The 25,150-nt window shown below is 59.2% G+C and carries 22 protein-coding genes; 13 read left to right on the top strand and 9 right to left on the bottom strand.

The features are described 5' to 3' along the window. Window positions 1-104 precede the first annotated feature (104 nt). The 3 genes from EM858_RS08415 (at window position 105) to EM858_RS08405 (ending at window position 6,827) form a co-directional block, all read left to right on the top strand. Entirely contained in the window at window positions 105-4,946 is a 4,842-nt protein-coding gene (locus tag EM858_RS08415; protein WP_245482987.1) for a hemagglutinin repeat-containing protein, read from the top strand. Window positions 4,947-5,755: 809 nt separating this feature from the next. Next, complete coding sequence (gene aqpZ / locus EM858_RS08410; protein ID WP_080817969.1) at window positions 5,756-6,481, top strand: aquaporin Z; 726 nt, start codon at window positions 5,756-5,758, stop codon at window positions 6,479-6,481. 52 nt (window positions 6,482-6,533) lie between these two features. After that, window positions 6,534-6,827: a hypothetical protein gene (locus EM858_RS08405; RefSeq protein ID WP_003519942.1), complete on the top strand. Its 294-nt coding sequence runs from the start codon at window positions 6,534-6,536 to the stop codon at window positions 6,825-6,827. A 208-nt stretch (window positions 6,828-7,035) separates the two neighbouring features. On the opposite strand, the gene EM858_RS08400 is transcribed toward EM858_RS08405, so the two are convergent. Further along, window positions 7,036-8,973, bottom strand: coding sequence for a glycosyltransferase family 2 protein (locus tag EM858_RS08400; protein WP_164865362.1), 1,938 nt, complete (start codon window positions 8,971-8,973; stop codon window positions 7,036-7,038). A 170-nt stretch (window positions 8,974-9,143) separates the two neighbouring features. Between EM858_RS08400 and EM858_RS08395 the strand changes: the two genes are divergently transcribed. Then, on the top strand, window positions 9,144-9,905 hold the full coding sequence (locus EM858_RS08395; protein ID WP_035265120.1) for a transporter substrate-binding domain-containing protein: 762 nt from the start codon (window positions 9,144-9,146) through the stop codon (window positions 9,903-9,905). A 37-nt stretch (window positions 9,906-9,942) separates the two neighbouring features. Here the strand turns inward: EM858_RS08395 and uppX are convergent, their stop codons facing one another. Beyond that, window positions 9,943-11,235, bottom strand: a complete 1,293-nt coding sequence (gene uppX, locus EM858_RS08390; protein WP_035265123.1) for a Wzx-type polysaccharide biosynthesis protein UppX — start codon at window positions 11,233-11,235, stop codon at window positions 9,943-9,945. Between the two features lie 287 nt (window positions 11,236-11,522). Here uppX and uppY point away from each other — a divergent pair, with 287 nt between their 5' ends. Both uppY and EM858_RS08380 read left to right on the top strand, forming a co-directional pair. Continuing rightward, complete coding sequence (gene uppY / locus EM858_RS08385) at window positions 11,523-12,818, top strand: Wzy-type polysaccharide biosynthesis protein UppY (RefSeq protein WP_127756399.1); 1,296 nt, start codon at window positions 11,523-11,525, stop codon at window positions 12,816-12,818. 26 nt (window positions 12,819-12,844) lie between these two features. After that, window positions 12,845-13,597 carry a polysaccharide deacetylase family protein gene (locus EM858_RS08380; RefSeq protein ID WP_127756398.1) on the top strand — a complete coding sequence of 251 codons (753 nt, stop codon included), beginning with the start codon at window positions 12,845-12,847 and terminating at the stop codon, window positions 13,595-13,597. A gap of 49 nt (window positions 13,598-13,646) precedes the next feature. Here EM858_RS08380 and EM858_RS08375 read toward each other — a convergent pair whose 3' ends face one another. Both EM858_RS08375 and EM858_RS08370 read right to left on the bottom strand, forming a co-directional pair. Further along, window positions 13,647-14,297: a helix-turn-helix transcriptional regulator gene (locus tag EM858_RS08375; protein ID WP_080817957.1), complete on the bottom strand. Its 651-nt coding sequence runs from the start codon at window positions 14,295-14,297 to the stop codon at window positions 13,647-13,649. Between the two features lie 111 nt (window positions 14,298-14,408). Beyond that, window positions 14,409-15,059, bottom strand: coding sequence for a response regulator transcription factor (locus EM858_RS08370; protein WP_035265127.1), 651 nt, complete (start codon window positions 15,057-15,059; stop codon window positions 14,409-14,411). Window positions 15,060-15,302: 243 nt separating this feature from the next. Between EM858_RS08370 and EM858_RS08365 the strand changes: the two genes are divergently transcribed. Both EM858_RS08365 and EM858_RS08360 read left to right on the top strand, forming a co-directional pair. After that, a complete protein-coding gene (locus EM858_RS08365) occupies window positions 15,303-15,656 on the top strand; it encodes a DUF952 domain-containing protein (RefSeq protein WP_059759483.1) in 354 nt (117 codons plus the stop codon). Beyond that, window positions 15,656-16,747, top strand: a complete 1,092-nt coding sequence (locus tag EM858_RS08360; protein WP_127756397.1) for a quinone-dependent dihydroorotate dehydrogenase — start codon at window positions 15,656-15,658, stop codon at window positions 16,745-16,747. Before EM858_RS08365 ends, EM858_RS08360 begins: the two co-directional genes overlap by 1 nt. Window positions 16,748-16,809: 62 nt before the next feature. On the opposite strand, the gene EM858_RS08355 is transcribed toward EM858_RS08360, so the two are convergent. Together EM858_RS08355 and EM858_RS08350 are read right to left on the bottom strand one after the other, a co-directional pair. Beyond that, on the bottom strand, window positions 16,810-17,307 hold the full coding sequence (locus EM858_RS08355) for a CAP domain-containing protein (RefSeq protein ID WP_003519931.1): 498 nt from the start codon (window positions 17,305-17,307) through the stop codon (window positions 16,810-16,812). Window position 17,308: 1 nt separating this feature from the next. Then, the gene (locus EM858_RS08350) at window positions 17,309-17,575 is read right to left on the bottom strand and encodes a DUF6460 domain-containing protein (RefSeq protein WP_003493739.1); all 267 of its coding nucleotides are present in this window, start codon (window positions 17,573-17,575) and stop codon (window positions 17,309-17,311) included. Between the two features lie 168 nt (window positions 17,576-17,743). On the opposite strand from EM858_RS08350, the gene EM858_RS08345 reads away from it, so the two are divergent. The 3 genes from EM858_RS08345 (at window position 17,744) to EM858_RS08335 (ending at window position 20,145) form a co-directional block, all read left to right on the top strand. Then, window positions 17,744-18,685 carry a class I SAM-dependent methyltransferase gene (locus EM858_RS08345; protein WP_164865361.1) on the top strand — a complete coding sequence of 314 codons (942 nt, stop codon included), beginning with the start codon at window positions 17,744-17,746 and terminating at the stop codon, window positions 18,683-18,685. 134 nt (window positions 18,686-18,819) lie between these two features. Next, the gene (locus EM858_RS08340) at window positions 18,820-19,431 is read left to right on the top strand and encodes a YitT family protein (RefSeq protein ID WP_035236585.1); all 612 of its coding nucleotides are present in this window, start codon (window positions 18,820-18,822) and stop codon (window positions 19,429-19,431) included. 72 nt (window positions 19,432-19,503) lie between these two features. Continuing rightward, complete coding sequence (locus tag EM858_RS08335; protein ID WP_080817948.1) at window positions 19,504-20,145, top strand: YitT family protein; 642 nt, start codon at window positions 19,504-19,506, stop codon at window positions 20,143-20,145. Between the two features lie 26 nt (window positions 20,146-20,171). On the opposite strand, the gene EM858_RS08330 is transcribed toward EM858_RS08335, so the two are convergent. Further along, the gene (locus EM858_RS08330; RefSeq protein ID WP_078051285.1) at window positions 20,172-20,633 is read right to left on the bottom strand and encodes a carboxymuconolactone decarboxylase family protein; all 462 of its coding nucleotides are present in this window, start codon (window positions 20,631-20,633) and stop codon (window positions 20,172-20,174) included. A 96-nt stretch (window positions 20,634-20,729) separates the two neighbouring features. Beyond that, on the bottom strand, window positions 20,730-21,233 hold the full coding sequence (locus EM858_RS08325) for an Rrf2 family transcriptional regulator (protein ID WP_127756396.1): 504 nt from the start codon (window positions 21,231-21,233) through the stop codon (window positions 20,730-20,732). Window positions 21,234-21,354: 121 nt separating this feature from the next. Between EM858_RS08325 and EM858_RS08320 the strand changes: the two genes are divergently transcribed. Then, the gene (locus EM858_RS08320) at window positions 21,355-23,874 is read left to right on the top strand and encodes a ligase-associated DNA damage response DEXH box helicase (protein WP_127756395.1); all 2,520 of its coding nucleotides are present in this window, start codon (window positions 21,355-21,357) and stop codon (window positions 23,872-23,874) included. Between the two features lie 34 nt (window positions 23,875-23,908). Then, window positions 23,909-24,637, top strand: a complete 729-nt coding sequence (gene pdeM, locus EM858_RS08315) for a ligase-associated DNA damage response endonuclease PdeM (RefSeq protein WP_127756394.1) — start codon at window positions 23,909-23,911, stop codon at window positions 24,635-24,637. 48 nt (window positions 24,638-24,685) lie between these two features. Here the strand turns inward: pdeM and EM858_RS08310 are convergent, their stop codons facing one another. Continuing rightward, entirely contained in the window at window positions 24,686-25,123 is a 438-nt protein-coding gene (locus EM858_RS08310) for a universal stress protein (protein ID WP_127756393.1), read from the bottom strand. Window positions 25,124-25,150 lie beyond the last annotated feature (27 nt).

Below are 25,150 nucleotides of genomic sequence, written 5' to 3'. Positions count from 1 at the left end.
TATCCTCAGGTAGTCCCGCAGCGCTGATCAAGGCGGGCAACACACTTTCTGTCGACACGGTCGATCTTACCAATGCCTATAGTGCAATCGAAGCCGGCTCCGGCATGACGCTGAATGGCTCGGGCACGCTGACCAATCTCGGGCTGCAATTGCAGCGCACGACTTCGCTCAATTGCAACCAGCACGGCGGCTGCCAGTATTATCCGGATGTCATTTACGAATGGACGGAAACGAAAACGACCGGCGACACAGGTGGCCATGAAGGTTCATGGCAGGTCGCCGTGCCTGGCCCCAGCCCCTTCGGAACGCGGGATGCGTCAAAGGATATCGGGCCTGGACGAACCGTGGAAAGCGTTGAGGCGATCGGTGGCGTTACCGCGACGATCCGCTCTGGCGGGGCGCTTGGTATCACCGGTTTTGCCGCCGTCAACAATACTGCTTCGGCCGGAACAATCGCCGACCATGCCACCGTTGCTACACCTCAGCCTTCTAGCGATCCGACGGCGTTGCTGGCCGGCTTAACAGCGAGCGGAGCGCTATTCACGCTTGGCGCCGTTGCTACCCCGCAGTCCGGCGGCTTTGGCGGCACCGTTCCCGGCCAGACATTCCTCTATGAGACCCGTGCCGCCTTCCTCGACGTCTCGAAATTCTATGGCTCCAGCTATTTCCTTGGCCGCATCGGCTACCAGCCGGATCGCCAAATCCAGTTCCTTGGTGACGCCTATTTCGAGAACCAATATATTGAGCAGCAGCTCAGACTGGCGACAGGCTCCGGTTTTACCGGGCAGGATTCGATTACCCAGATAAAACAGCTGCTTGACAACGGAGCCGCCTATCTGGGAGCGAACCAGCGCCAGCTCGGCCAACCGCTGACGGCTGAAGAGATCGCCAGCCTCACCGAATCCGTCGTTGTTTATGAGTGGCAGACGGTGAACGGCACGACCGTTCTTGCGCCGGTGCTGCATCTTGCCGCTGACGACAGGGAAAGATTGAACTCCGCTGGCGCGCTGATCGCGGGCAATCAGGTAACGATCGACACTGGCTTGCTTGCAACATCAGGGATGATCGCATCGACTGGCGATCTTACCGTTTCCGGTTCATCGATTGCGGCAATCGGCGGCTCCTTCAGCGCAGGCGGTAATGCTTCAATCAAGGGCGACGAGGGCATTCTGCTCGCCAACGCAAAGGTGACGGCCGGCGGCAATCTCGGACTGACGTCGAATGGAGACATCAATATCTCCGTTACCGAGAGGTCGACAACCAGCACCTTACGTGACAAGCGCAGCACGACGACGGTTGTGAGAACCACAAGTCAGGGTTCCGAGATCACCGCGGGCGGATCGATCACCGCCAATGCGGGTGGCAGCCTCAACCTCATCGGCAGCACGATTGCCGCTGATGGGACGGTCGGTCTGAAAGCGACCGGTGACGTGACAATTGCCGGAGCTGTCGACACCACCACGATCGATTACACCTACAGGAAAAAGGGCGGCCTGTTCGGCGGAAGCAAACAGACGACGAGCCACACGCAAACCGAGACTGCCGTCGGATCATCGGTCAGTGGCGGGAAGGGCGTGTCCATTACCTCGGATGGTGATACCGTCGTCTCCGCCTCGAGGGTGATAGCCGGCGATGATACCAACAAAGCGGATATCAACGTCAGCGCAGGGGGCGATCTGCTGATCGCGTCGGGCAAGAATACTGCTGAGTTCGAGCAGAGCTCCTCATCCAAGGGCTTCCTCTCGAAAAAAAGCTCGACGCAGTACAACTATGATGAAGCCACAGTCGGCTCCGAGCTTTCCGCATCCGGCAACATCAAGCTGGATGCTGGCGGCAACGCTGTCATCGCCGGCTCGAACATAACGGCAGGCGATGCGATCAGCGTCACGGGCGACAGCGTCGCCATCATCGGGGCCGAGGAACAGCATGCGCTGGAGAGCAGCAGCAAAAAATCCGGCCTGTTTGCCGGTTCCGGCGGCGGCTTCCTTTCACTCTGGGGCAAGGAACAGAAAGAAAAAAGCCAGTCGTCCACCCTCAACGTTGGCTCCGCGCTGACTGCTGGGACCGACGTAACCCTCGCGGCACGCGAAAACGACGTCAATGTCATCGGCTCGTCCATCATGGCGGGGCGTGACCTCGCGCTGGAGGCTGCCCGTGATGTCAACATCACGCCAGGGGCAGAAAGTGCCGCATCGGCGGAGAAGGAGCAGCGTTCCGGTTTCGGTCTCTCTTTCAGTTCAGGCAGCGGCAGCGCCTCTGTGGGCATTGGCTATGGCAAGTCTGTCGATCAAACGAGCCAGTCTGCCGAGACCAACGCCAAATCCACCCTTTCTGCCGGTCGTGACCTGACAATATCTGCGGGCCGCGACGCCAACGTGCAGGCGGCTGAGGTGTCCGCTGAGCGCGATGTTGCTATCCTCGCAGAACGTAACGTCAATCTGCTCTCGGCGCAGGACAAGTCGAACTACGAACACATGCATGAGGAGATGTTTGCCGGCGTCAGCCTGTCGGTGTCCTCTGGGCTTGCGAGTGCTGCGGGCAGTCTCGCTAACGCTGCTGGAAAACTTGGCGGTCCGAACGGTGCCTATGCTCTCGCACCGGCTGCCCTTGCGGCGTATCGAGTAAAAGACATCCTCAAGCAGATCGACGGCGGTTCGCAGCCGCTGGCCTCTGCAAGCCTATCCGTCGGGTTTACCTACCAAAAGAGTAGCGCAACGCTTTCGACATTAACGCCGGTTGTCACAACGATTGAGGCAGGGGATTCAGTCAGCATAGTCGCGAATTCTGGTGATTTGACCGGTCGTGGTGTTCAGATTGCAGCAGGCTCCCAAAACGATCCGACATCAGGAAATGTGCTTCTCATGGCTGGTGGCTCCATTCTGTTGGAAAGTGCCCAGTCTGCTTCATCGTCTTCGAGCCGCAGCCAGTCTGCCAATGCTTCAATTGGAGTCAATCTCACGAACGGCGGTCTGAGCGGTGGTTTTGCAGCGGGCAGCGGTAAGCAGGACGCCAACAGCGTCACTCATCTCAACACCCATGTCACAGGCACCGGTAATGTCACACTGGCTTCTGGCAACGACACCACGCTTGCGGGCGCAGTTGTGTCCGGCGACAAGGTCACGGCTGCTGTCGGCGGCGATCTCAACATCGTCAGCCGCCAGGACACGATGGTTTACAACGAAAAAACGGTTGGCGGTGGCCTCAATTTGTCACCAGCGGGTAAGGTCGGTGGTGGAGTTCAGAAAACCGATGTTGAAGGTAATTACGCCAACGTTTCCGAACAGAGCGGACTAATCGCGGGCTCCGGCGGATACAATGTCAAGGTCGGCGGCAATGTCGACCTCGCCGGTGGCGTCATAGGTTCAACAGCCGATCCTACCAAAAATACGCTTTCCGCCGATTCATTGACCTGGTCGGACATAGCCAACCGCTCCGAGGCGTCGAGTTCCAGTCTTGGAGTATCTCTCACACCTGGCGGCATTCCCGTTCCTGTAGTCGGCCAGCCAGCCAAGGAGGAGGATCAAGGTGTTGCCCGTGCCACACTGACACCAGGTCAACTTACGCTCACCAATCAGACACAGGATCTGGCCTCACTTAACAAGGACCTCTCTAAAGCCAACACAACAGTCGACCCGTTCGACATAGAGCGGCTGAAGGCGAAACAGGAGAGTGCAGCTGCCCTCTCGGCGCTTGCCAACATCGCCGTTGGTGACATCTCCGCTAAACTCGGTTTTGCCGAAGGCAGTCCGGCGAAGATTGCTCTTCATGCGGCAGTTGGAGGGTTGGTCGCACAGCTTGCGGGCGGCAATGCCGGATCTGGGGCGTTGGCAGGTGGATTGAGTGAAGTCGTCAATGGCGTCTTGCAGCAGGTGTTGAGCGCTAATCCGAACCTGACCGACGACCAGAAAAGCGCCATCACTCAGTGGGTGGCGGCAATCGTTGGTGCGGCGGTCGGAGGCGAAACCGCCGCAGCCGCCGGGCTAGACAACGTTAATTATAATTACCTCAATCATGCAGATAATGAAAAGTTGAATGAGGCCAAGGTTTCGTGTGCCGGAGGGGATCAGTCAGCGTGCGCGGAGAAAGCACGACTTGAGGCAAAAGACGAACAGCAGCAGAGGGAATACCTCGATTGCCGAAGTAATGGATACAGCGGCGCAGGTTGCTCAGCTGTTCTAGCGGATGCCGTAGCCGCACTCTCCAGCTACGCTGGTGTCGTGTCTTATTGGTCCTCATCAAGTGAGCAACAAGCGAATTTCGATCGTCTCAATGCTTCGGGCGGACTGAGCCAAATTCTAAAGATTTTGGCACCGAATGGCACGAGTGGTCTAAGCAATGAACAAGCGGAACAACTTGCTGGGACGATCAATCTCTTAGTAACCGATCCTCTCATGATCCTTGGATTACCGGAGATAATTCAGAAAGCCAGCGGCGGTGACCCGGCGGCGATGGTGCAAGTGGTCACGCTCGCAACCCGCTTGAAGTTATTCGGATCGGGTGCAGGTGGATCCACCGTCGGTGGTTCAGTCAACGAAATTCCGGGCGACTGGAAGCGAGTCAGTGGAGCTGGAGCGACAATTAACACGCCGAAAGGTTTCGCCTCCTACGTGACTTCGCACGGTGATATTGTTCATGTTTCACCGGCGGGACTCATCTATGGATACGACAAAACTTTTGTTAACCGGATTGATCACGTCTTGGCACATACGCAGCCGGATATTACAAAACCCACCCATACGGTATTTAACGCCCGGGGCGATAACGTGCTGGCCTTGGTCGATGAGGCGTGGGCCAAAAGAGGTGTCTCGGTACCGGGCGATCCGGGAGCTTTTGTTGTTCCAATGGGGCGGGATATCGGTACGAACGGTGAGAGAAATTTGCGGATTATCGTGGCCGTGGAAAACAATGTGGCGACTAACAAAATAATCTCAGCCTACCCCCAGTGAACAACAGAAGGTAACTGATTATGAAGATAGAATGCCCACGCTGCCACCAAGACTGGGTGAAGAAGGTCCACATAGGAGCGGCCCATAGAACAGTATATTTGTGCTATGAATGCGAAGCGACATGGTTTTGTGATGATTCTATTGAATACGCCACTTTTGTAGATCTATCAAATTATCTCACGCGGCTTGGCTTGAGCGACTCTGGTGACGTCTATGAAACATTTATTGATGACGAGGAGTGGTTAGGCTCGCCGAAGTAGGGAGCTCTGCGATGTGACTAAGTGATCTTACTTCATAAAAATGCGCGGCCAATTAGGCGTGGGTTTGCACCGGGTAATCGGATTGGGCCTCCAATCGAACACGCTGCGTTCAGCCCAATGGCGTAAGTCAGCATGTTTGCCTGCGGCGATTTACTTGCGTGCCCTCTAAACGGCGTGCAGCATCCGAGGAAAATGCGCTTATCCCTGCTGGGCTGTTCACGGCCAAAGGGAGGCCTGTCAAATCGCGCGTCCGATACCGTTGCGCTGCCGCACTTTGATGAATCGCCATTTCGTCTGCGCCACCATGCCAACGACCAGTAGAATAGTAGCTTATCCATTTCGCCTTGGTGGATCGTGGGTCAAGGACGGCAACGTGCGCGCTATGCAATGCTGAGATGTGACGGTCGAGGCGATCGAGTCGCGTGCAGATCAGTTCATGCCTGCGTCGGGTCTTCGGGCGGTTACCGTGTGAGAGTAGTACACAATTTAGCTTGACTACGATTAAATTGCACGTAATAGTTGATACAGTCGTAACATAGGGGAAGTGTTATGAGTCGCAAACTTCTTTCGGAATTTCTGGGAACCTTTTGGCTCGTGTTCGGAGGGTGCGGCAGTGCGGTTTTTGCCGCCGGCTTTCCTGAACTCGGCATTGGCTTCCTTGGTGTCGCTTTCGCTTTTGGTCTGACGGTTCTGACCATGGCTTATGCGGTTGGCGGCATTTCGGGCGGTCATTTCAATCCGGCCGTTTCAGTCGGCCTCACGGTTGCCGGTAAATTCCCGGCGGCGAACCTCGTGCCTTACATAGTGGCGCAGGTTCTGGGGGCGATCGTCGCGGCTGCGGCGCTTTATGTCATCCTCACCGGCAAGGCGGGGGCCGATATTGGCGGTTTTGCCGCCAATGGTTATGGTGAACATTCGCCGGGCGGATATTCTCTCGTATCGGCGCTGCTGATCGAGGTCATCCTGACGGCGTTTTTCCTGATCGTCATTCTGGGCTCAACGCATGGCAGGGTTCCTGCCGGCTTCGCGCCGATCGCCATCGGCCTTGCCCTCACCCTTATTCATCTGATTTCCATTCCGGTCACCAACACATCCGTCAATCCGGCCCGCTCCACGGGACAGGCATTGTTCGTTGGCGGATGGGCGCTGCAGCAGCTCTGGCTGTTCTGGCTCGCTCCGATCCTCGGCGGCGCCATCGGGGCCGTGATCTGGAAAATCTTCGGCGAGGAAGAGAAGGCCGGCCATGCCGGTTCGGTTCAACCTGCGCAGACATGAATAAGAGGCTTTGTTTCCTCGAATGGTCGGGGAAACAACTGAGGAGGATGAGATGGATCTTGCTTCGATATTGGCCCAGATCGTCGGCGGTGCGGTAGGCGGCACGGCAGGCGGAAAGATAGTGAAGGACTCCGATCTTGGTTCGCTCGGCAATCTGATTGCCGGCGCCATCGGCGGTCTCGGCGGCGGAACCGTGCTCGGTTCGCTGCTCGGCGCGGCGGGCGATGCGGCAGCCGGCGGCGTGGATATCGGCGCTCTCGCCGGCCAGCTCGTTGGCGGCGGTGTCGGCGGTCTGATCGTTCAGATCATCGTCGGCCTGATCAAGAACAAGCTCGTTACCAAGTAGAGCGGTTCGGTCGCCTTCAGGATGAAATGACGGACCTTGCCGGAGGAGCTTCGTTCGGCAAGGCGCTGTTTCTGTTATCGATGACGGCGGCAACGTAAGGCCTGAAGCGGCTTTGCCGGTAGCAGCAATGTAACTGAAGCCGCGAGTCGCCGCCGCAGCTGGTCGAAAGAAGTATCAGGACTGTTCTGGCTCTGCCGAAGATGCCGGATCATGAGGTATTTTTGACAACCGGTGCATGTGGCGTCTTGTTCCATGCGAAGGGTTTGGTTTTGAGTTCCACCACGGCCCGCCAGGCCGCGATGGACAGCATCAGCCAATATGCGGGCATTGCCAGCCATCGCCTTCCGACATGCGTTCTTTCATAGGCAATCATTCTGCTGCGGCCCATCAGCACGAAGATCGTGTAGCTTCCGACGATATTCAGCACATCGATAAAAAACAGAAGACCCTGCCAGGTGAGCAGCAGGTCGACGCCATTTTCCCGGATGGCGATGGTCATGAATGCGAGCGAAACGAATAGCAGGGGGTGCGCCAGCGACGACAGAAGCATGCCGCCGATCAGCAGTTGAAAAATCACATAGGCGAACCATCCCATGTCGCGCGCTGTCGCAAAGGGCGCACGGGTCATCACCAGCCAGCTTTGCAGCCAACCCTTGTACCAGCGTGTTCGCTGGTTCAGCCACACGGTTAGTGAGGTCGGCGCATCCTCCAGCGTTTGCCGCCGGATGACGCCGCAACGATAACCCAGCCGATGCAGCCGGAGGCCGAGATCGGCATCTTCAGTTACATTATAGGGGTCCCATGCGCCGGCCTTCCGCAGCACGGCGGTCCGGAAATGATTGGAGGTGCCGCCAAGCGGCAGCGGCAAGCCGTGTGTGGCAAGGGCAGGTAACATGCAGCGGAAGAGGCCGGAATATTCCAATGCGAAACAGGCGCTGAGCCAGGAGGAAGAGGCGTTGCTGATGATAAGCGGCGCCTGCAGGCAGGCCACCTCGTCCGGCTTGTTGCGGAAGGCGGCATGGGCTTCGCGCAATTGCTGCGGATGGGGCCGGTCTTCGGCATCATAGACGACAACGAATGCGCCACGCGCGCCGGAAAGCGCGTAGGTCAGAGCCTTGGGTTTGGTGCGTGGCAGGGAGGGCGGCACCCTGACGACCTCCATATGCGGGCCGGGATTTACCCGCCGGATCGCCTCGATGGTCGCGCTATCGTCGGCCTCGCAGACAAGCTTGATGTCCAGTCGGGATTTGGGCCAGTCCAGACGTTCCAATGCGCCGATGAGCTGCCCGACGACCGCCTCTTCCCGGTAAAGCGCCACCAGAACGGTATAGACAGGCAATTCGTTTTCCTGCCGAAGAGGCAAGACGGTTTTCGCGTCGTTTTCCCGGGGTGCATGGAGGAGCGCGAACAGCCTGAAAAGCAGGGTCAAGAGGTAAAGCATCGTCAGGGTGACATGCAGATACGTAAATGCCGCTTCCGTGTAAAACAGCAGCGACAGAATGAGCAGGGTAAGGAGAACGCCGCTGCAAAAACCCTGCTGGCCGTGAAGCGTGATCCTGGCGGAATGGTGCGGCGCCGTATTGAAAAGCCGCTGGCGGGTTTCAGCCGAGCGGCGGGCCTCACCCGCTTTCCAGATTGCGCTGCGCATGGCCTGCGGGGTTGTCACGGCAAATTCGTCGAGAAGACGTGGACGTTGATCCAGCATGTTTTTCAGCGACGTCATCCGCGCCAGCTCCGGCACGATCAGCAGCGTTGGCGTGCCGTTCAGCGGTGTCAGCCGCAGGAACCTCGGCTCGGAGAGCTGAGTGTCCAGCTTATTCAAGTCCATCACCCGGTCCGGCCCGATTTCCGGGAGAAACGGCAACTGGAGGAATGTGGCGAAAGCGCCGAAATAGGCATCCGTCGTGACGAGACCGCTTGCCAGCAATTCGTCCTCCAAAGTCGAGCCATTTTCCAGAGCCCGTTGTTCGAATGCCTCGATATAGGGCCTGCCAAATCCCAGCGAAGAGAGAAAGCGGGCCTCTCCGGCCTGGTCCTGTTCGCAAACGGTTGAAAGCGGATTTTCACTGGCGTGGGAAAATGCAATTTTTCGTGTCGCCGGCGTCATGCGAAACGAATCTCGTGTATATTGCCTAAAATAATCCATGCATCGCCGCCGCCGTCATGGTAACGCCCCACTTCCTGTCACGGATAGTATAGATGAGAATGATGAATGTAACGCGGAATATAAGTCTCGGATTTACTTTAGCTTTCGCTTTACAATTTACTGGTTTTTTTAGCGATGTACGTGCGGAGGGCCTGTCGGACGGGAACCGGATGCCGGTGCTGTTCGATGCGCAGGAGCGGTTTCCGGGCGGCGATCTTTCTTCCGTTCCCCGCATCAGATTTCTGATGTCGGTCGATTTTCCGCCCTTCAATTTTACCGATCAGGAAGGCCGGCTTGCGGGTTTCCATGTCGATCTGGTGCGTGAAATCTGCGCCCAGCTAAAGGTCGAAAGCAAATGCCAGGTGCAGGCGCTGCCGTTTGACGAGCTGGAGGCGGCTCTGGAAATGGGCGAGGGCGAAGCGGTGATTTCCGGCCTCGCCACCACCGCCGACCTGCGCAAGAGTTTTACCTTCTCGCGGCCCTATCTCCTGATGCCCGCCCGTCTTGCGGTGAACAAGGCGGCGAAATTCACCGGCTCCGGTGCCGATGCGCTTTCGGGAAAGAAGGTGGGTGTGGTTGCCGGCTCGCGGCACGAACAGATGCTGAAGGCGTTCTTTCCAAAGGCCGCGGCCGAGGGCTTCGATGGTTACGAGCCGATGTATGACGCGCTGAAGAAAGGCAAGGTGGATGCCATCTTCGCCGACGGTCTGCGCCTGCCTTTCTGGGTTTCGGGAAGCGCTTCCGAAGGCTGCTGCGCACTCTTCGGCGGTCCCTATATGTCCGACAGGTTTCTCGGTGAAGGCCTGTCCATCATGACCGTCGATCCCGATAACGTGCTTGTTCCGGCTTTCGATCAGGCGCTGGCGGCCCTTTCCCGCAACGGCCGGCTGGAAGAAATCTACCGGCGTTATTTCCCTTATGGGCTCTATTAGGGAGAGCCGGCCACCGGATCGGTTCTTACGCCAGCTCCTATTTTGCTGGCGCGAAAACCTCTTCATTGCGGCGCAGGCGCAGTAGCGCGATCCATACGGCGGCGGCGATGGCGGTTTCCACCATGAAATAGCTACCGATCGTTCCCGAAATGCTGAAGGACCAGGTGAAGAAAGCGACGACGACGGAGCCGATGAGGTTGCCGCTGTTCCAGATCTTCGCGCGAATATCCTGCCGCCCGGATGCGCCGAGCGCTTCGAGCGCGGTGGCGGCAACGGCCATGGGCAGAACCGCCCAGCAAAGCACGCGGGTGATGATGGGCAGCGAAACATATTCATCGCCGAACAAAAGCGGCAGGAAGGGCGCGATGATGAAAATGACGAGCGCACTGCCGGTCGCGATGAAAAGTGCGGCCTTCAGCACGTTATAGGCGCGTTCTATGGTCTTGCTGATGCCCTGCAGGGCGGCGGAAGCCGAACCCGGATAGATCAGCCGGTTGAGGGCCTCGACGGAGAGATAGGAACTGTCGAGAATGCGCCGGGCGATGGAATAGCTGCCCAGCACCTCGGCGCTGGCGATGGCGCCGAGAACGAGAATATCGGCATTGCCGCGCACGGCCTTGAACAGGAACTGGGTGGAAAACAGGACGCCGATGCGGATTTCCTCACGCACGATGCGGAATACCGGGCTGCCGAGTCTTGCTATCGCCTTGACCGAGATCATGGCCGCAATGGTGTGGGCCGCAAGGTTCCACAGCGCCCAGGCCTCCACCGTTTCCACCTTGAAGATGAGGCAGGCGACCACCGCGGCAATGGTGCGGGCGACGGCAAACATCACTTCCAGCTTGTTGGCGGAGGCGAAGTCGGAATGGGCGATGAAGCTCTGCGTGGAAAGCGAGATGACTTTCAGGAGGACGAGGTTCGTGAACAGGATCAGGAAGGTGGTGATCAGCGTGTGCAGCAATGTTTCCGAGGTCGGGAAAAATACCGGGATCGTCACCATGCCGATGATGGTCAGCACCACGCCTGTCGCGGCGCTTAAAAGATAGCTGTGGCCGAGCATGACGGGAAACATGCTGCGATCCTGCGCGACACGGCGGATCAGCGATTCCTGCGAACCGATGCCGCAGATCTGGACGCCGAGATTGGTGACGGCCGTGATGGAGGCGTAAAGCGCGAATTGTTCGACACCGAGATGGCGGGCAAGCAGCGCGAAGGTCAGAAGCTGGGCGGCGCTGGACATGAGGAGCGCTCCGCCGGATGCCATGTAGGTCAATCCCAGTCTGACTAGATGGCCGAGCCGCGGCGTATTGAACGACACCTCATTCTCCATGTTTTCCGGCATTGCCGGGCGAATTCAAAAATGACTGCGCTGCTTTTTAAAATCTGGCGAACTGAAAAAGCCGCAACCGGCCAATAAAGTGAAAGTCCGCGACCCGAATGAATGGCAGTTTATCCTGTCTTATCCCTCTTGAGGTAAGAGAGGGTTAAAGCAATTGCATAATAATGATGATAATGACTGTTTATGGTTATTTGGACATGGCCCTGTTTCAGAAGGGTTTCGTTGTTCGTCACAAGGCAGGCCAATGATCCGACTATCCATTTTCGATGCAGGCGACCATGCCGCGTTTGGCTGATACGCAGCCCGTCTCTGCGCAAGGCAGCGCTATATCCCTTGCCGGCAGCCGGCGCGACGCGTTTTTTTTCGTCGCCACCATGCTCTATATCTGGATTTCCGTCGCGCCTTTCGAAAATCTCGCAGCACCGCCCGTGCCGCACGCCGCCGCAAACCAGCTGACCGGCCTCGTGATCGCATTGATCCTTGGCGTTTTTGCGCTGCGCCACCGGCTGACGGGGCTTCTGCTGCGGCCGCGGCTGCCCATTCTGCTGCTGTTCTTCTGGCTGGCGATATGCTCGGTGGTTGGAACCCAGCCCGGCACGTCGCTGCAACGTCTGATCTTCACGGCGCTCCTGTGCTTCATCACCAGCGTCCTTGTCGTCATGCCGCGCGACCGGCGGCAGTTCGACCGGATGATGGCCATCTTCGCCATCATTCTCTTGGCGCTGTGTTATCTGGGGGTGATCTTCCTCAGCTCGCGCTCGATCCATCAGCCCTATGATCTCGATGAGAAAGCGCTGGCGGGTGACTGGCGCGGTATCTTCAATCACAAGAACGCCGCCGCGCCGGCGATGATCATTCTCTTCATGATCGGGCTTTACCTGCGCAACGCCTGGTCGACGCTGGGCGGCATCGCCATCACGCTGCTGGCGGGGTTCTTCCTGTGGAAGACCAACGGAAAAACCGCGGCCATGCTGCTGCCCGTCACCGTGGCGCTGATCTGGATCATGGAAAGGCATGCCAACCGCACTTTGTTGATGATCGGCGGCCTTCTGGCCTTCATCAACATATCCGCGGTCGGCTCCACCTATTTTCCGAGTATACAGAATTTTGTTGAAGGCCTGGGCATCGATTCCACCTTCACCGGGCGGACGGACATATGGCGGTTATCCTTCGACACTTTCGCGCAATCGCCGATCTTCGGTCAGGGGTTCCAGGCATTCTGGGCGAGCGACCGGCTTCTGTCGCAGGCCGATATTGCCGGCACCTGGGCGGTCACGGCCTTCCATGCCCATAATGGCTATATTGAAAGCCTGCTGAATGGCGGCATGCCGGCCTTCATTCTCACCGTCATCTGGCTGGTCATCATACCCGCGAACGATTTCCGCACGGCGGTGGATAAGGGCACGGATCCGGGCCTGACCCGACTTTTTGCGAGAATTTGGGTGTATGCGTTACTTTCTTCGTGTTTAGAGAGTAATTTCTTTACCGGAACCGGGCCTATCTGGTCTTCTCTTCTAATCGCAATCTATTGTTTGAGGCATCAGGCTTACGACATACTCGAAGAGGGACAGTAATTTGCAGACAGGCCGGGGGGCTTTGTATGACGCAAAAAATCGGGACTTTTACAGACCGGATCAATAACCGGCTGGTGCGCTATTTCCCGGGACCGGCGGTGCGGATCGAAACGTCCGAACCGATCGTGTCCTTCACATTCGACGATGTGCCGGCAAGCGCCTGGAGGGCTGGTGCGCGCATTCTGGAAAACGAGGGCGTTTGCGGCACGTTTTACATCGCCGGCGTGTTTATCGACCAATACGATGAACAGCAGCAGATGATTTCCGCGAAAGGCTGCTCGGAACTGGCGGCAGCCGGCCATGAGCTTGCCTGCCACACCTTTTCCCATCGCAAACTCTCGAGCTTTTCCCGACGGGGGCTTGAGGAGGATCTCGATCGCAATGACCGCGTGCTTGGCTCGTTCGATGCAAGCCGCCACGGGCGCAATTTCTCCGTTCCCTTCGGCATGGCCTCACCGGTCATGCAGCCGCTGCTGCGACGCCGGTTCAGGACGGCGCGCGGCATCATGCCGGGGATCAACCGGGGCAGTGTCGACCCGCATAATCTTGCCGCGGTCGAGTTGCGTTCGGATCAAAATTACCTCGACGCCGCCGATGGCTGGCTGGAGGATGTTCTGCAAAAAGGCGGCTGGCTCATCATCTTCACCCATGATGTTTCTCAGGCGCCGAGTTTTTACGGTTGTCCGGAAGGCAGATTTCAGGGTCTCGTCCGCAGGGCGGTGTCGGGTGGTGCGAAGATCATGACGGTCGATGCCGCCGCAAGGGCACTCGGTCTGTAAAGGAACAGCGCGCGTGCCCGGTCGATACCGCGGAAAACGCAGTTGCGGGTTATTGGCTGGCCCAGATGATGCGGGCGATCCATTCCACATCGGCCATGTCGAAGCTGCGGTTCGGATGTTCCGGGTTGAGCGAAAGAAGCTCGATGTTTTTGGGGCTTTGCCGCGCCAGCACCTTGGCCATCACTTCGCCGTCGCGGCTTTTCAGCACCACGCGGTCGCCGCGCCGCACCTGTGCGCCGGGCTCCACGATGAGGATGTCGCCGTCACGGTAGAGCGGCATCATGCTCTCGCCCTGCACCTCCAGCGCATAGACGCCCTGCCTGCGCTCGGGAGAGGAGGGGAATTCCACCACATCCCAGCCCTGACCCGCCGGAAAACCGCCATCGTCGAAAAAGCCGCCGGAGCCCGCCTGTGCGAAACCGAGCAGGGGAATGGCGTTGCCGGCGCCGGAAGGCTGCATGGTCTGCGCCCTGCCGAAAGCATAACCGAAAAACTGGTCGACGCTTGCCCCCGTCGCCTCCAGCACCTTGGAGACGGATTCCGTCGAAGGCCAGCGTTTGCGGCCATCCGGCCCGAAACGTTTCGATTTATTGAACGAGGTGGGATCGAGGCCGGCGCGCTTCGCCAATGCCGAAGGCGTTAGCTGGTGGCGTTCGGCAAGCGTATCGATGGCGCTCCAGATCGTCTCGTGTGACAGCATGATAGAAAGCCCGCAAGTGGAGCCGATAGCGGAAAGCTCCTGTCGTTTACTGACCGGAATCTAGACCATATCCGGTCAGGAGTAAAGCAAGGAAAGGAATAAAATCCTTTTCTATGCCACCATGGCCGATGTATTTATCTTGGCGAGCTGGATCACCGCCTGGGTGCGGCTGTCGACCTTGAGCTTCAGCAGGATCGCGGAGACATGCGCCTTGATGGTGGCTTCGGAAACATTGAGCTCATAGGCGATCTGCTTGTTCAGCAGCCCTTCGGCCAGCATGCCCAGAACCCGGCTTTGCTGCGGCGTCAGCGTTCTGAGCCTGCCGATGAGATCGGCCACGTCAGGATCCTGTTCCTTGTCGCCCTGATGGCCTGCCGGTATCCAGACATCGCCTTCCAGAACCGCACGGATGCCGTCCCTGATATCATCGATACCCGAGGATTTGGAAATGAAACCGGAAGCACCGAGTTCGATGGAGCGGCGCACGGTGGTCGCATCGTCCGTTGCCGAAACGATGACGATCGGCAGGCTGGAGAATTCCGCCCGGAGCGCCATCAGGCCTGAAAATCCGCTGACCCCCGGCATGGCGAGATCGAGAAGCATGAGATCGGCGTCGTTGCGCGCTGCGGCGGCACTTCGGGCGGCCTCGAAATCCCCGGCTTCAATAATGCTCTGTTGCCCGTCGAGGCCGGATACGGCCTGTTTCAGGGCGCCGCGAAAAAGCGGGTGGTCGTCTGCTATGATAATGACAAGTTCCGACATTCTGGCCCCCTCCCAAGGGCGTTATGCGGTTCTTTTTCTGATACTGGCTCACTCCCATTTGCCGGTGGTCGAAACACGTCCGGCTCCTCCGCGAAAGGTTGCGCCAATCGGTTCCGCATTACAAGGAAAAGCTTGTGGACAGGCGGTCTTTCAGGCTCTCCGCAATAAAAATGCCGTGGAAACTGTGGACAATCTTCGAGCTTTGCGGCAAATCCCGCTGAGTGGAAAGCCTTGGAGAGCCCTATGCAGGAAACGCCCGCGATCATCTATAAAATCGTGCCGGAGACGTTATGGAGCGCGGCAAAGGCGAAGGGCGTCTTCGAAGGTGCGGCCATCGACCTGACCGACGGCTTCATTCATTTTTCAACGGCAAAACAGGCGGCAGAGACCGCCGCGCGGCATTTTTCCGGCCAGGTCGATCTGCTTCTGATCGCGGTCGACGGCGCGGCCCTCGGCGACAAGCTGGTTTATGAACCCTCCAGAGGCGGCGATCTTTTCCCGCATCTTTATGCGCCTCTTCCCTTGACCGCCGTGCTTTGGGAAACGCCGCTTTCGCTCGGTCACGACGGCCAGCACCAGTTCCCGGAGATTTTGTGATGAGCGGATTATTTTCCTCGATCGGCCGCAAGGGCCTGTTTCTGGTCGATCCGGAAAAGGCGCATGGCCTGTCCATTGCGGCGCTGAAAAGCGGCTTCCTGCCCACCTGCATGGTGCCTCACGATCCGCGTCTGCAGCAGACGGTGGCGGGGCTCGTCTTCCCCAATCCGCTCGGCATGGCGGCGGGTTACGACAAGAATGCGGAAGTGCCGGGGCCGCTTCTGAGGCTCGGTTTCGGCTTTACCGAAATCGGCACCGTCACGCCGAAAGCGCAATCCGGCAATCCCAAACCCCGTATCTTCCGTCTGGTTGAGGATGAAGGCGTCATCAATCGCCTCGGCTTCAACAATGAAGGCCATGCCACCGCGCTGGAACGTCTGAAGCAGGCAAAGCTGCGCGGCATCGTCGGTGTCAATATCGGCGCCAACAAGGATAGCGAAGACCGCATTGCCGATTATGTCCAGGGCATCGAGGCGTTTTATTCGGTCGCATCCTATTTCACCGTCAATATTTCCTCGCCCAACACGCCCGGCCTGCGCGATCTTCAGGCGCGCGAAAGCCTTGCAGCACTTCTCGCCGCCGTGCTGGAGCGCCGCAAGGCGGAAGCCGAACGTTTCGGCAAACGCATCCCGATCTTCCTCAAGATTGCGCCCGATCTGACCGAAGAGGGGCTGGACGACGTTGCCGAGGAGGCGCTTGCCCATGATCTCGATGGCCTGATTGTTTCGAACACCACGCTTTCCCGCGAAGGCCTGAGGCCGCGCCCGCACAAGGGCGAGGCAGGCGGCTTGTCCGGCAAGCCGTTGTTCGAGCTCTCGACCACGGTTCTCGCCAAGATGCGCCGTCGCGTCGGCGACAATCTGCCAATCATCGGTGTCGGCGGCGTATCGTCTGCTGAAACCGCGCTGGAAAAGGTGAGGGCAGGGGCCGATCTGGTGCAGCTCTATTCCTGCATGGTCTATGAAGGCCCCGGCCTGCCATCCACCATCGTCAAGGGCCTGTCGCAGCTGGTCGCCCGTGAGGGTGTGCAGTCTATTCGTGACCTGCGCGACAGCACGGTAGACCGCTGGGCCGACCGCAAGCTCGGCTGATTCTGGAGCGGGGTAGGGGCGCGGCGACGCGCTTGCAGGTGAACCCCGCTTCCGTCATCTGATCAGGCGCAGAGCACCATCGCCCAATAGGGCCGGTTGCGGCTGGCCGCGTCATAGGCGACCGCGACGCCGAGGCCGTTATAGGGCCCGAGCATGTTTTCGAGGTGGTGTTGTGAGCCGATCCAGGCCTTGACCACCCGCTCGACGCTGTCTTGCCCGGCGGCCACGTTTTCCGCTGCCGGAAGCGGCACATTGCCGTCTTTCATGCGGATCAGGAAACTGTCGGTCAGGCCGATCAGATGCGCCATCTTCTGCGCCTTGACCATGCGGCCGGCCTGATAGGCGGCAGCACCGCTTGCCGCGCCATTGATGGCAAGCGGCGAAAGCCCCTTGGAGCGGCGCAGATCGTTGACCATGGGAAGGGCCGCCGCCGTCTCGTCGCGGGTGCCGGAGGGCATGCCCTTGTTGGTGGGCATGGAAACGCAGGCGGAAAGAACGGACCCGGCGGAAAGCAGCACGAAGCCGCGCCGTGAAAGCGTTTGAAACGTGGAATGGGTCATGTCAGCGGCGGTAGCTCAGGAGACGCAGGATGATGAAAACCGGAATGACGATGGTTGCCCCGAGGATCAGATAGTCGCCGATTGCGCCCAGCGCATGGAAACCGCTGCGCCACAGGTCGACCACGAAATCGCGCGCGCCGTAGATGATGTTCCATGGCGTCAATCCGAAGATCGCCATCAGAAAGCCGACGAGCAATGAAACCACCAGCAGCTTCACCACGGTACGGGCCACCGTGTCACCCAGCATTTTGTTGACCTCACCGGCCATCAGCACGTCTCCTGTTTTGTCCTGACATATGAAGCACGACGCTTCGATGCAAGTTTCGCCGCACTATATCGCGTCAAATTCGCCAATTCCACGAGGCCGCCATGAAATAGGACTTGAGTTTTTTTATGGCTTGATAAATGACAGCCGACATCTTCTCAGGAATCTTGAATGGCCCCAAACCAGTTTTCTTCCGGTGACGTCATTGCGGACCGCCGGGCGGACTATGCCCGCATGCTGGCGGAGAGCGGTGACTTTCCCGCCGCCGCCGAACTCATGGAACAGGCGCTGGAGCTTGCGCCGCGGTGGACAGCGGGCTGGTTTCGCTTCGGGGAATATCACGAAAAAGCGGGCGAAACGGAGAAAGCCGTGGCGGCCTACGGGAAAGTCGCCGAGCTGGACACCGAAGGGCTCTTTGCAGCCGAGTTGAAACTCGCGGTTCTCGGCGCCGCCGAAACGCCGGAGCAACCGCCGAGCCGCTATGTGGAAGGGCTCTTCGACGACTACGCTGACCGTTTCGAAACCTCGCTCGTGGAAAAGCTGGATTACAGCGTGCCGCAAAAGCTGGCGGAACTGATCGGCAAGGCGGCGAAAGGCGGCGTCTTCGACACCATTGTCGATATTGGCTGCGGCACCGGTCTCCTTGGCGTTGAAATCCGCGCTTTCGCAAACCGGCTGGAAGGTTTCGATATTTCCCAGAACATGCTGGCCAAGGCGGAGGAAAAGGGGCTTTACGATCATCTCGACCAAGCCGATCTTTCGCTGGAGCCGGAGGCCTCGGGGCTTTTCACCCCCACGCTCGCGCAGCACCGCGCCGGCCTTGTGGCCGCCGCCGACGTGATGATGTATCTCGGCAGTCTCGAAACCGTCATGCCGCTCGTTTCCGCCCTGCTTGCGCCCTCCGGTTTCTTCGCCTTTTCGGTGGAGGATGCGGGGGAGGAAGACGGTTTCGTGCTTCGGGAATCCCTTCGTTACGCCCACTCGAAGAGCTATGTGAGCGAGCTTCTTGAGCGGACGGGCTTTTCCCTCATCGAAATCCGCGAAACGACCATTCGCAAGGATGCCGGAAAACCCCTTTCCGGCATTCTTTTTCTTGCCCGTGCCAAAGCCTGAACATTCCGTTTCTTGCCATTTTCGCGATAGGTCAGGCTTCCTTACGTATCCATCTTGCTCAGATGTTTTTTGCAGTGCAAAATATGCCTGAAGCTGAGGAAAAAAGCGTGAGCAGAACGAGAAGCGTTTACGGCATGTGGAGTTCCGATCCGGCCAAACATGCGCCGGTGGAAGACGTGCAGGGCATCGTCACCGGTGCCATCGTCTCGGCGCTCGGTTTTTATCTGCTGAACAAGGTCGGCCTTCTGACCGGCGGCACCGCCGGCGTCGCCTTTCTCCTGCATTATGCCTTCGGCATCAGCTTCGGCCTCCTGTTCTTCCTCGTCAATCTGCCGTTTTATTACCTGTCCTTCCGCCGCCTCGGCCTCGCCTTTTCCTTCAAGACCTTCATCGCCATCGGCCTTGTTTCGGTGCTGACGGAGGTGGAAGCGCGCTGGATGGTGATCGACAGCATCAATCCGCTGTGGGCGGCGCTGCTCGGCGGTCTGCTGCTGGGTTACGGCTTGCTGGCGCTTTATCGCCACCGCGCCAGCCTTGGCGGCATCGGCATTCTCGCCATCTATATTCAGGATCGCTTCGGCATCCGCGCCGGCCTGATCCAGCTCGCCTTCGATGCCTTCGTCATGCTCTGCGCCTTCCTCGTCATCGATCCGGCCACGGTTGTCTATTCGATTGTCGGCGCTTTTGTCCTCAACATGTTTCTCGCCATCAATCACCGCTCGGACAGATATATCGTCGTGCGCTGAGCGACAGCGGTTGAAATCCGTCGCAGTTCAGCGCAATAGCTCGGCAGGGGCCGAAAGACAGGGGAACGGGGCATGGACGATACGACTGCGCGCAGGCGCCTGAACCTATGGGTCTCCGCGCCGGATCGTCATTCACTGCTGGAAGATGCGCAGGGCATTCTCGCGGGCAGCATGCTGGTCTCGCTCGGCGTCACCCTGTTTTCCGCTGCCGGCCTTTTGACGGGCGGCACGGTCGGTCTGGCATTTCTCGTGCATTACGGCACCGATCTAAGCTTCGGTACGGTCTTCTTTCTCGTCAATCTGCCGTTTTATTATCTCGCCTTCCGTCGCCTCGGCCTTGCCTTCACGGTCAAGACCTTCTGCGCCATCGGCATGACGGCGCTGCTGTCGGAATATATGCCCGGCTTTTTCGCCTTTCAGAGCATCAACCCGGTTGCCGCCGCACTTTTCGGCGGGCTGACGGTTGCGGCCGGCATGCTGGCGCTGTTTCGCCACCGCACCAGCCTCGGCGGTTTCGGCATTCTGGCGCTTTATCTGCAGGATCGTTTCGGCTGGCGCGCGGGCCTCGTGCAGCTCGCCTTTGATGGCATGGTGCTGGCCTGTTCGTTCTTCGTGGCCACACCTTTCGTCATCATCTGCTCTGTCCTCGGCGCGCTGGTCATGAACCTCACGCTTGCCATCAATCACAGGAACGACCGCTACATCGCCATGTAGCGGCCGCCCGTTTCGGGTTTAAGAGGTCACGCCGCCTTTGCAGCCGCATCCACCGGATGCTGCGAGCGGAAACCGACGGCGATGCGGTTCCAGGTGTTGATCGCGCCGATGGCGACGGTGATCTTCACGATATCCTCATCGGAAAAATGCGCCTTCAGTGTCTCGAAGGCGTCATCCGGGGCGCCGGTTTCGGCAATCTTCGTCACCGCGTCCACCCAGCCGAGCAGCGCCCGTTCCTGCTGGGTATAAACGGGAGATTCCCGCCACACGCTCATCAGGTTGATCCATTGTTCGGAAAGCCCGTCATGGCGGCTTTCCTTCACATGCATGTCCACACAGAAAGCGCAGCCGTTGATGATCGAGGCACGCAGCTTGATGAGGTGAACGAAACGGCGCTCAAGCCCGCTGCTCTGGACATAATTCTCCAGAGCCATGACGGCCTTGAAGGCTTCGGGGGATGCTTTGGCATAGTTGATACGGGTTTTCATGGGTCTCTCCATTGGTTGGGTCTGTTTGAAGTCATGCGTCATCGGTCCGGAAAGCTGTTGGGCTGACCGGCATTGGTTGGTTAAGGTGTGGCTGTATCAGCGCGTTGCTGTTTTGCGCTCGTTCAGCTCCAGAAAGGCGCAGCCACGCGCGGCAATCCCGCCATCGTCATTGGCGGCGAGATCGCCCAGAATGTCGGCGATGGTGGTTTTGGCGAGTTCTGCCCGATAGGCCTTCTCCGCTTTCAGCATTGCGGCATTGATACCGCAGGGCTTGGTGAAATAACGCCCCGGCAAGGGGTTCGGCCCACGCTGGCGGATTTCCGCGCAGCGGAAGGCGGGTTGCGGCCCTTCGACAGCCAGCACGATATCGAGCAGGGTGATCCTGTCGGTCGTTCGGGCCAGACGGTAACCGCCCTTCGGCCCCGGTACGGTGGCGACAATCCCGGCATTAGACAGCGACTGGAGATGCTTCAGCAAATAGCTCGTGGAAACGCCGTGAAATTCCGCCAGCGCCGCTGCCGACAGCACGCCGCCTTCGGAAAGTCCCGCCAGCATGCCCACGCTGTGAATGGCCTGTTCCACGCCGTCGCCGAGTTTCATCCGACTTGTCCCTGTACGGTTCGTTTCAGTATCGTGGATAAAATTTATCCGCGATTACGCTTTCTGTCAAGCGGTCCCGTTCCGCCCTTCTTTTTTGCAGGTTTTTCACTACCTTGAAGACGTGAAACACACCGAGTCTCCCATTTCCGGCACTCATGTCGGCGCTTTGCCCCTTCCATTCCAGAAATGGTTTGCCGAAAAGGGGTGGTCTCCGCGCGCCCATCAATTGGAGCTGATGGCACGGGCGCGCGGCGGCGAGAACATGCTGCTGATCGCGCCGACGGGGGCGGGCAAAACGCTGGGCGGCTTCATGGCCTCGCTCACCGATCTGGCGGAACGCGGCAAGGTGCCGCCGGGCTCGGGCTTCGTCGGCGTGCACACGCTCTATATCTCGCCGCTCAAGGCGCTGGCGGTGGATATCGAACGCAACCTCACCAGACCCGTCTCCGAAATGGGCCTGCCGATTTTCATCGAGACCCGTACGGGCGATACGCCGCAGGGCAAACGCCAGCGCCAGAAGGTGAAGCCACCGGATATTCTGCTGACGACGCCGGAGCAGGTCTCGCTGCTGCTCGCCAACAAGGAGGCCGAGCGCTTTTTCCGTGACCTGAAATATGTGGTGCTGGACGAGTTGCATTCGCTCGTCACCTCCAAACGCGGCCATCTGCTGGCGCTGGCGCTCGCCCGGGTGCGCCGGCACGCGCCCGATGTGCGGTTCATCGGCCTTTCGGCCACAGTGGCGGAACCGATGGATTTGCGCCGTTATCTCGCGCCGCAGGGGGAGGGTGAGCCGCCCGCTGGGCTTATCACCGTCGAAGGCGGGGCAAAGCCGAATATCTCCATCCTGAGCACGGAGGAGCGCATCCCATGGTCCGGCCATTCGGCGCGTTATGCCATGAAGGATTTGTACGCCGCGCTGAAGGACCATCAGACGACGCTGATCTTTGTCAACACGCGCTCGCAGGCGGAGCTGATCTTCCAGGAACTCTGGACCATTAATGACGACAATCTGCCGATTGCGCTGCATCACGGTTCGCTGGATGCCGGCCAGCGCCGCAGGGTGGAAGCGGCCATGGCGGAAAACAAATTGCGTGCCGTCGTCGCCACCTCCACGCTCGATCTCGGCATAGACTGGGGCGATGTCGACCTCGTCGTGCATGTCGGTGCGCCGAAGGGCGCAAGCCGCCTTGCCCAGCGCATCGGCCGCGCCAATCACCGCATGGATGAGCCGTCAAAGGCCATCCTCGTTCCCGCCAACCGTTTCGAGGTGATGGAGTGCCGGGCAGCCCTTGATGCCAATTATATCGGCGCGCAGGATACGCCGCCGATTGCCGAGGGCGCGCTCGATGTTCTCGCCCAGCATGTGCTCGGCATGGCCTGCGCCGAGCCTTTCGATGCGGACGATCTCTATCGCGAAGTAACCAGCGCCTCGCCCTATGCCGATCTGCCGCGGGCCACCTTCGACCGGGTGGTGGATTTCACCGCCACCGGCGGTTATGCGCTGCGCACCTATGAGCGTTACGCCCGCATCCGCCAGATGAAGGACGGTCGCTGGCGCGTCTCCAATCCGGCGGTCGCACAGCAATATCGCCTCAACCTCGGCACCATCGTCGAGGCGGCGGAACTCAATGTCCGCATGGTCAAGCGCAATGCCAAGGGCACGGTCGGGCGCGGCGGCATGTCGCTCGGCAAGGTCGAGGAATATTTCCTTGAGCAGCTGGTGCAGGGCGATACCTTCCTCTTCGCCGGCAAGGTGCTGCGTTTCGAGGGCATCAGGGAGAATGAATGCCTGGTCTCGCAGGCCTTTTCGATGGACCCGAAGATACCCTCCTATGCCGGTGGTAAGTTCCCACTCTCCACCTATCTCGCGGATCAGGTGCGCTCCATGCTGGCAGACCCGACGCGCTGGCATACGCTCCCGGATCAGGTACGCGACTGGCTGGCGATCCAGAAGGAAAAGTCGATCATCCCCAAGCGCGACGAGCTGCTGGTGGAGACCTTCCCCTTCCGCAAGCGCTTCTTCATGGTCATGTATCCCTTCGAAGGGCGACTGGCGCACCAGACGCTCGGCATGCTGCTGACGCGTAGACTGGAACGCGCGGGCGCAAAGCCCATGGGCTTTGTCGCCACCGATTATTCGCTCGCCATCTGGGCCATGGAAGATATCGGCAGGCGGCTGAAATCCCGCCGCCTTTCGCTTGCAGACCTGCTGGACGAGGACATGCTGGGCGACGATCTGGAGGCATGGCTGGATGAATCCTTCATGCTGAAGCGCACCTTCCGCAACTGCGCCGTCATTTCCGGCCTGATCGAACGCCGCCATCCCGGCAAGGAAAAGACTGGCCGGCAGGTCACGGTCTCCGCCGATCTTATTTATGACGTTCTTCGCAGCCATGAGCCGGATCATATCCTGCTGGAAGCGACGCGGCGGGATGCCGCGGCGGGACTTTTGGACATTGGCCGTCTTGGCGATATGCTGAAGCGAATCAAGGGCCACACCACCCACCGCGCGCTGGAACACGTCTCGCCGCTTGCCGTTCCGGTCATGCTGGAAATTGGCCGTGAGACGGTGGCGGGTGAGGCGATGGACGATGTGCTGGCCGAGGCCGCAGACGAGCTGATCGCCGAGGCCGTGTCCTGAAACATCTGAGCGGAATGAAGGAACAAAGGTAAAAGTGCTGAGCCGGCTGACATTGAGCGACAGATTTTCCAATGGCTTCGAATGCTTTGGCAGCAAAACCGCCATCAAAGGCGTCGCCGCTTGGTGCGATCCCTTGGGCGGGCTTTACCTGCCGGACCTGTCGCTGCTCGTCGTCTCCGATCTGCATCTGGAAAAGGGCGCGGCTTTTGCAAGGCGCGGACGCATGCTGCCGCCATACGACACCATCGCCACGCTTAAAATCCTCTCCTCCCTCATCAGCCGTTACGATCCGAAGATCGTCGTCAGCCTTGGCGATAATTTCCACGACCGCGTCGGTTCCGAGCATCTGCCGCTGCCGCTGCGCGAACTCATTCGCGAGATGGCCCGTGGCCGCGAATGGATATGGATCAACGGCAATCACGATCCCGATGGCACGGTCGATCTGCCGGGCTCTTCGGTGGACGAAATGTTTTACGGCACTCTCGTCTTCCGCCACGAACCGAAGCCGGGCGATGCCGCCGGCGAAATCGCCGGGCATCTGCATCCCTCCGCCACGGTCCGCCGCCGCGAAAAGACGGTGCGGCGGCCCTGTTTCGCCACCGACGGCTCGCGTCTGTTGATGCCGGCTTTCGGGGTCATGAGCGGTGGGCTGGATTTGCGGCACAAAGCCATGCGCGGCCTGTTCGATCATGCCGCTCTCGTCGCGCATCTGATGGGGAGGGATCGCATCTATTCGGTGCGGTTTTCAAATCTTCTCGGCTGAGCGTATTTTCCGGACGTAAAACCGCAACGCAGCTTTACTGGAAATGCTCTATTGCCGGTAGACCAGCACCGGTATCTTCGAATTCTTCAGCACCTTGGCCGTGACGCTGCCGAGCAGCATTTCCACGAAGCTCCTGCGCCGGTGCGAGGCCATGGCGATGAGGTCGCAGCCGCTCCTGTTGGCGGCTTCGATGATCGCCTCGTCGGGCCTGCCCGCCCGCGCCAGCAGCGCTTCGCAATCCAGCCCCATGGAAGTGGCCTGCGCCTGCGTATCCCTCAGCAGATGTTCCGCTTCCTCGCAGCGGTGGAATTCTTCTTCGGCAATGGCGGCAATGTCTTCGACATCGCTGGCAATCACGTGAAAGGGTTCCGATACCGTCACGACGGTCACCTTTGCGCCTGCCTCCCTGGCGAGAGCGAACCCTTGCTCGATTGCGATCTGCGCCAGCGGCGAGCCATCGGTGGGAATGAGAATGTGCTTGAACATGACATTTCTCCTTTTCATCCCGGTCAC

The organism is Agrobacterium sp. CNPSo 2736, from assembly GCF_004005385.1.
Taxonomy (GTDB): Bacteria; Pseudomonadota; Alphaproteobacteria; order Rhizobiales; family Rhizobiaceae; genus Agrobacterium; species Agrobacterium leguminum.
This window is presented reverse-complemented; position numbering and strand designations above follow the sequence as displayed.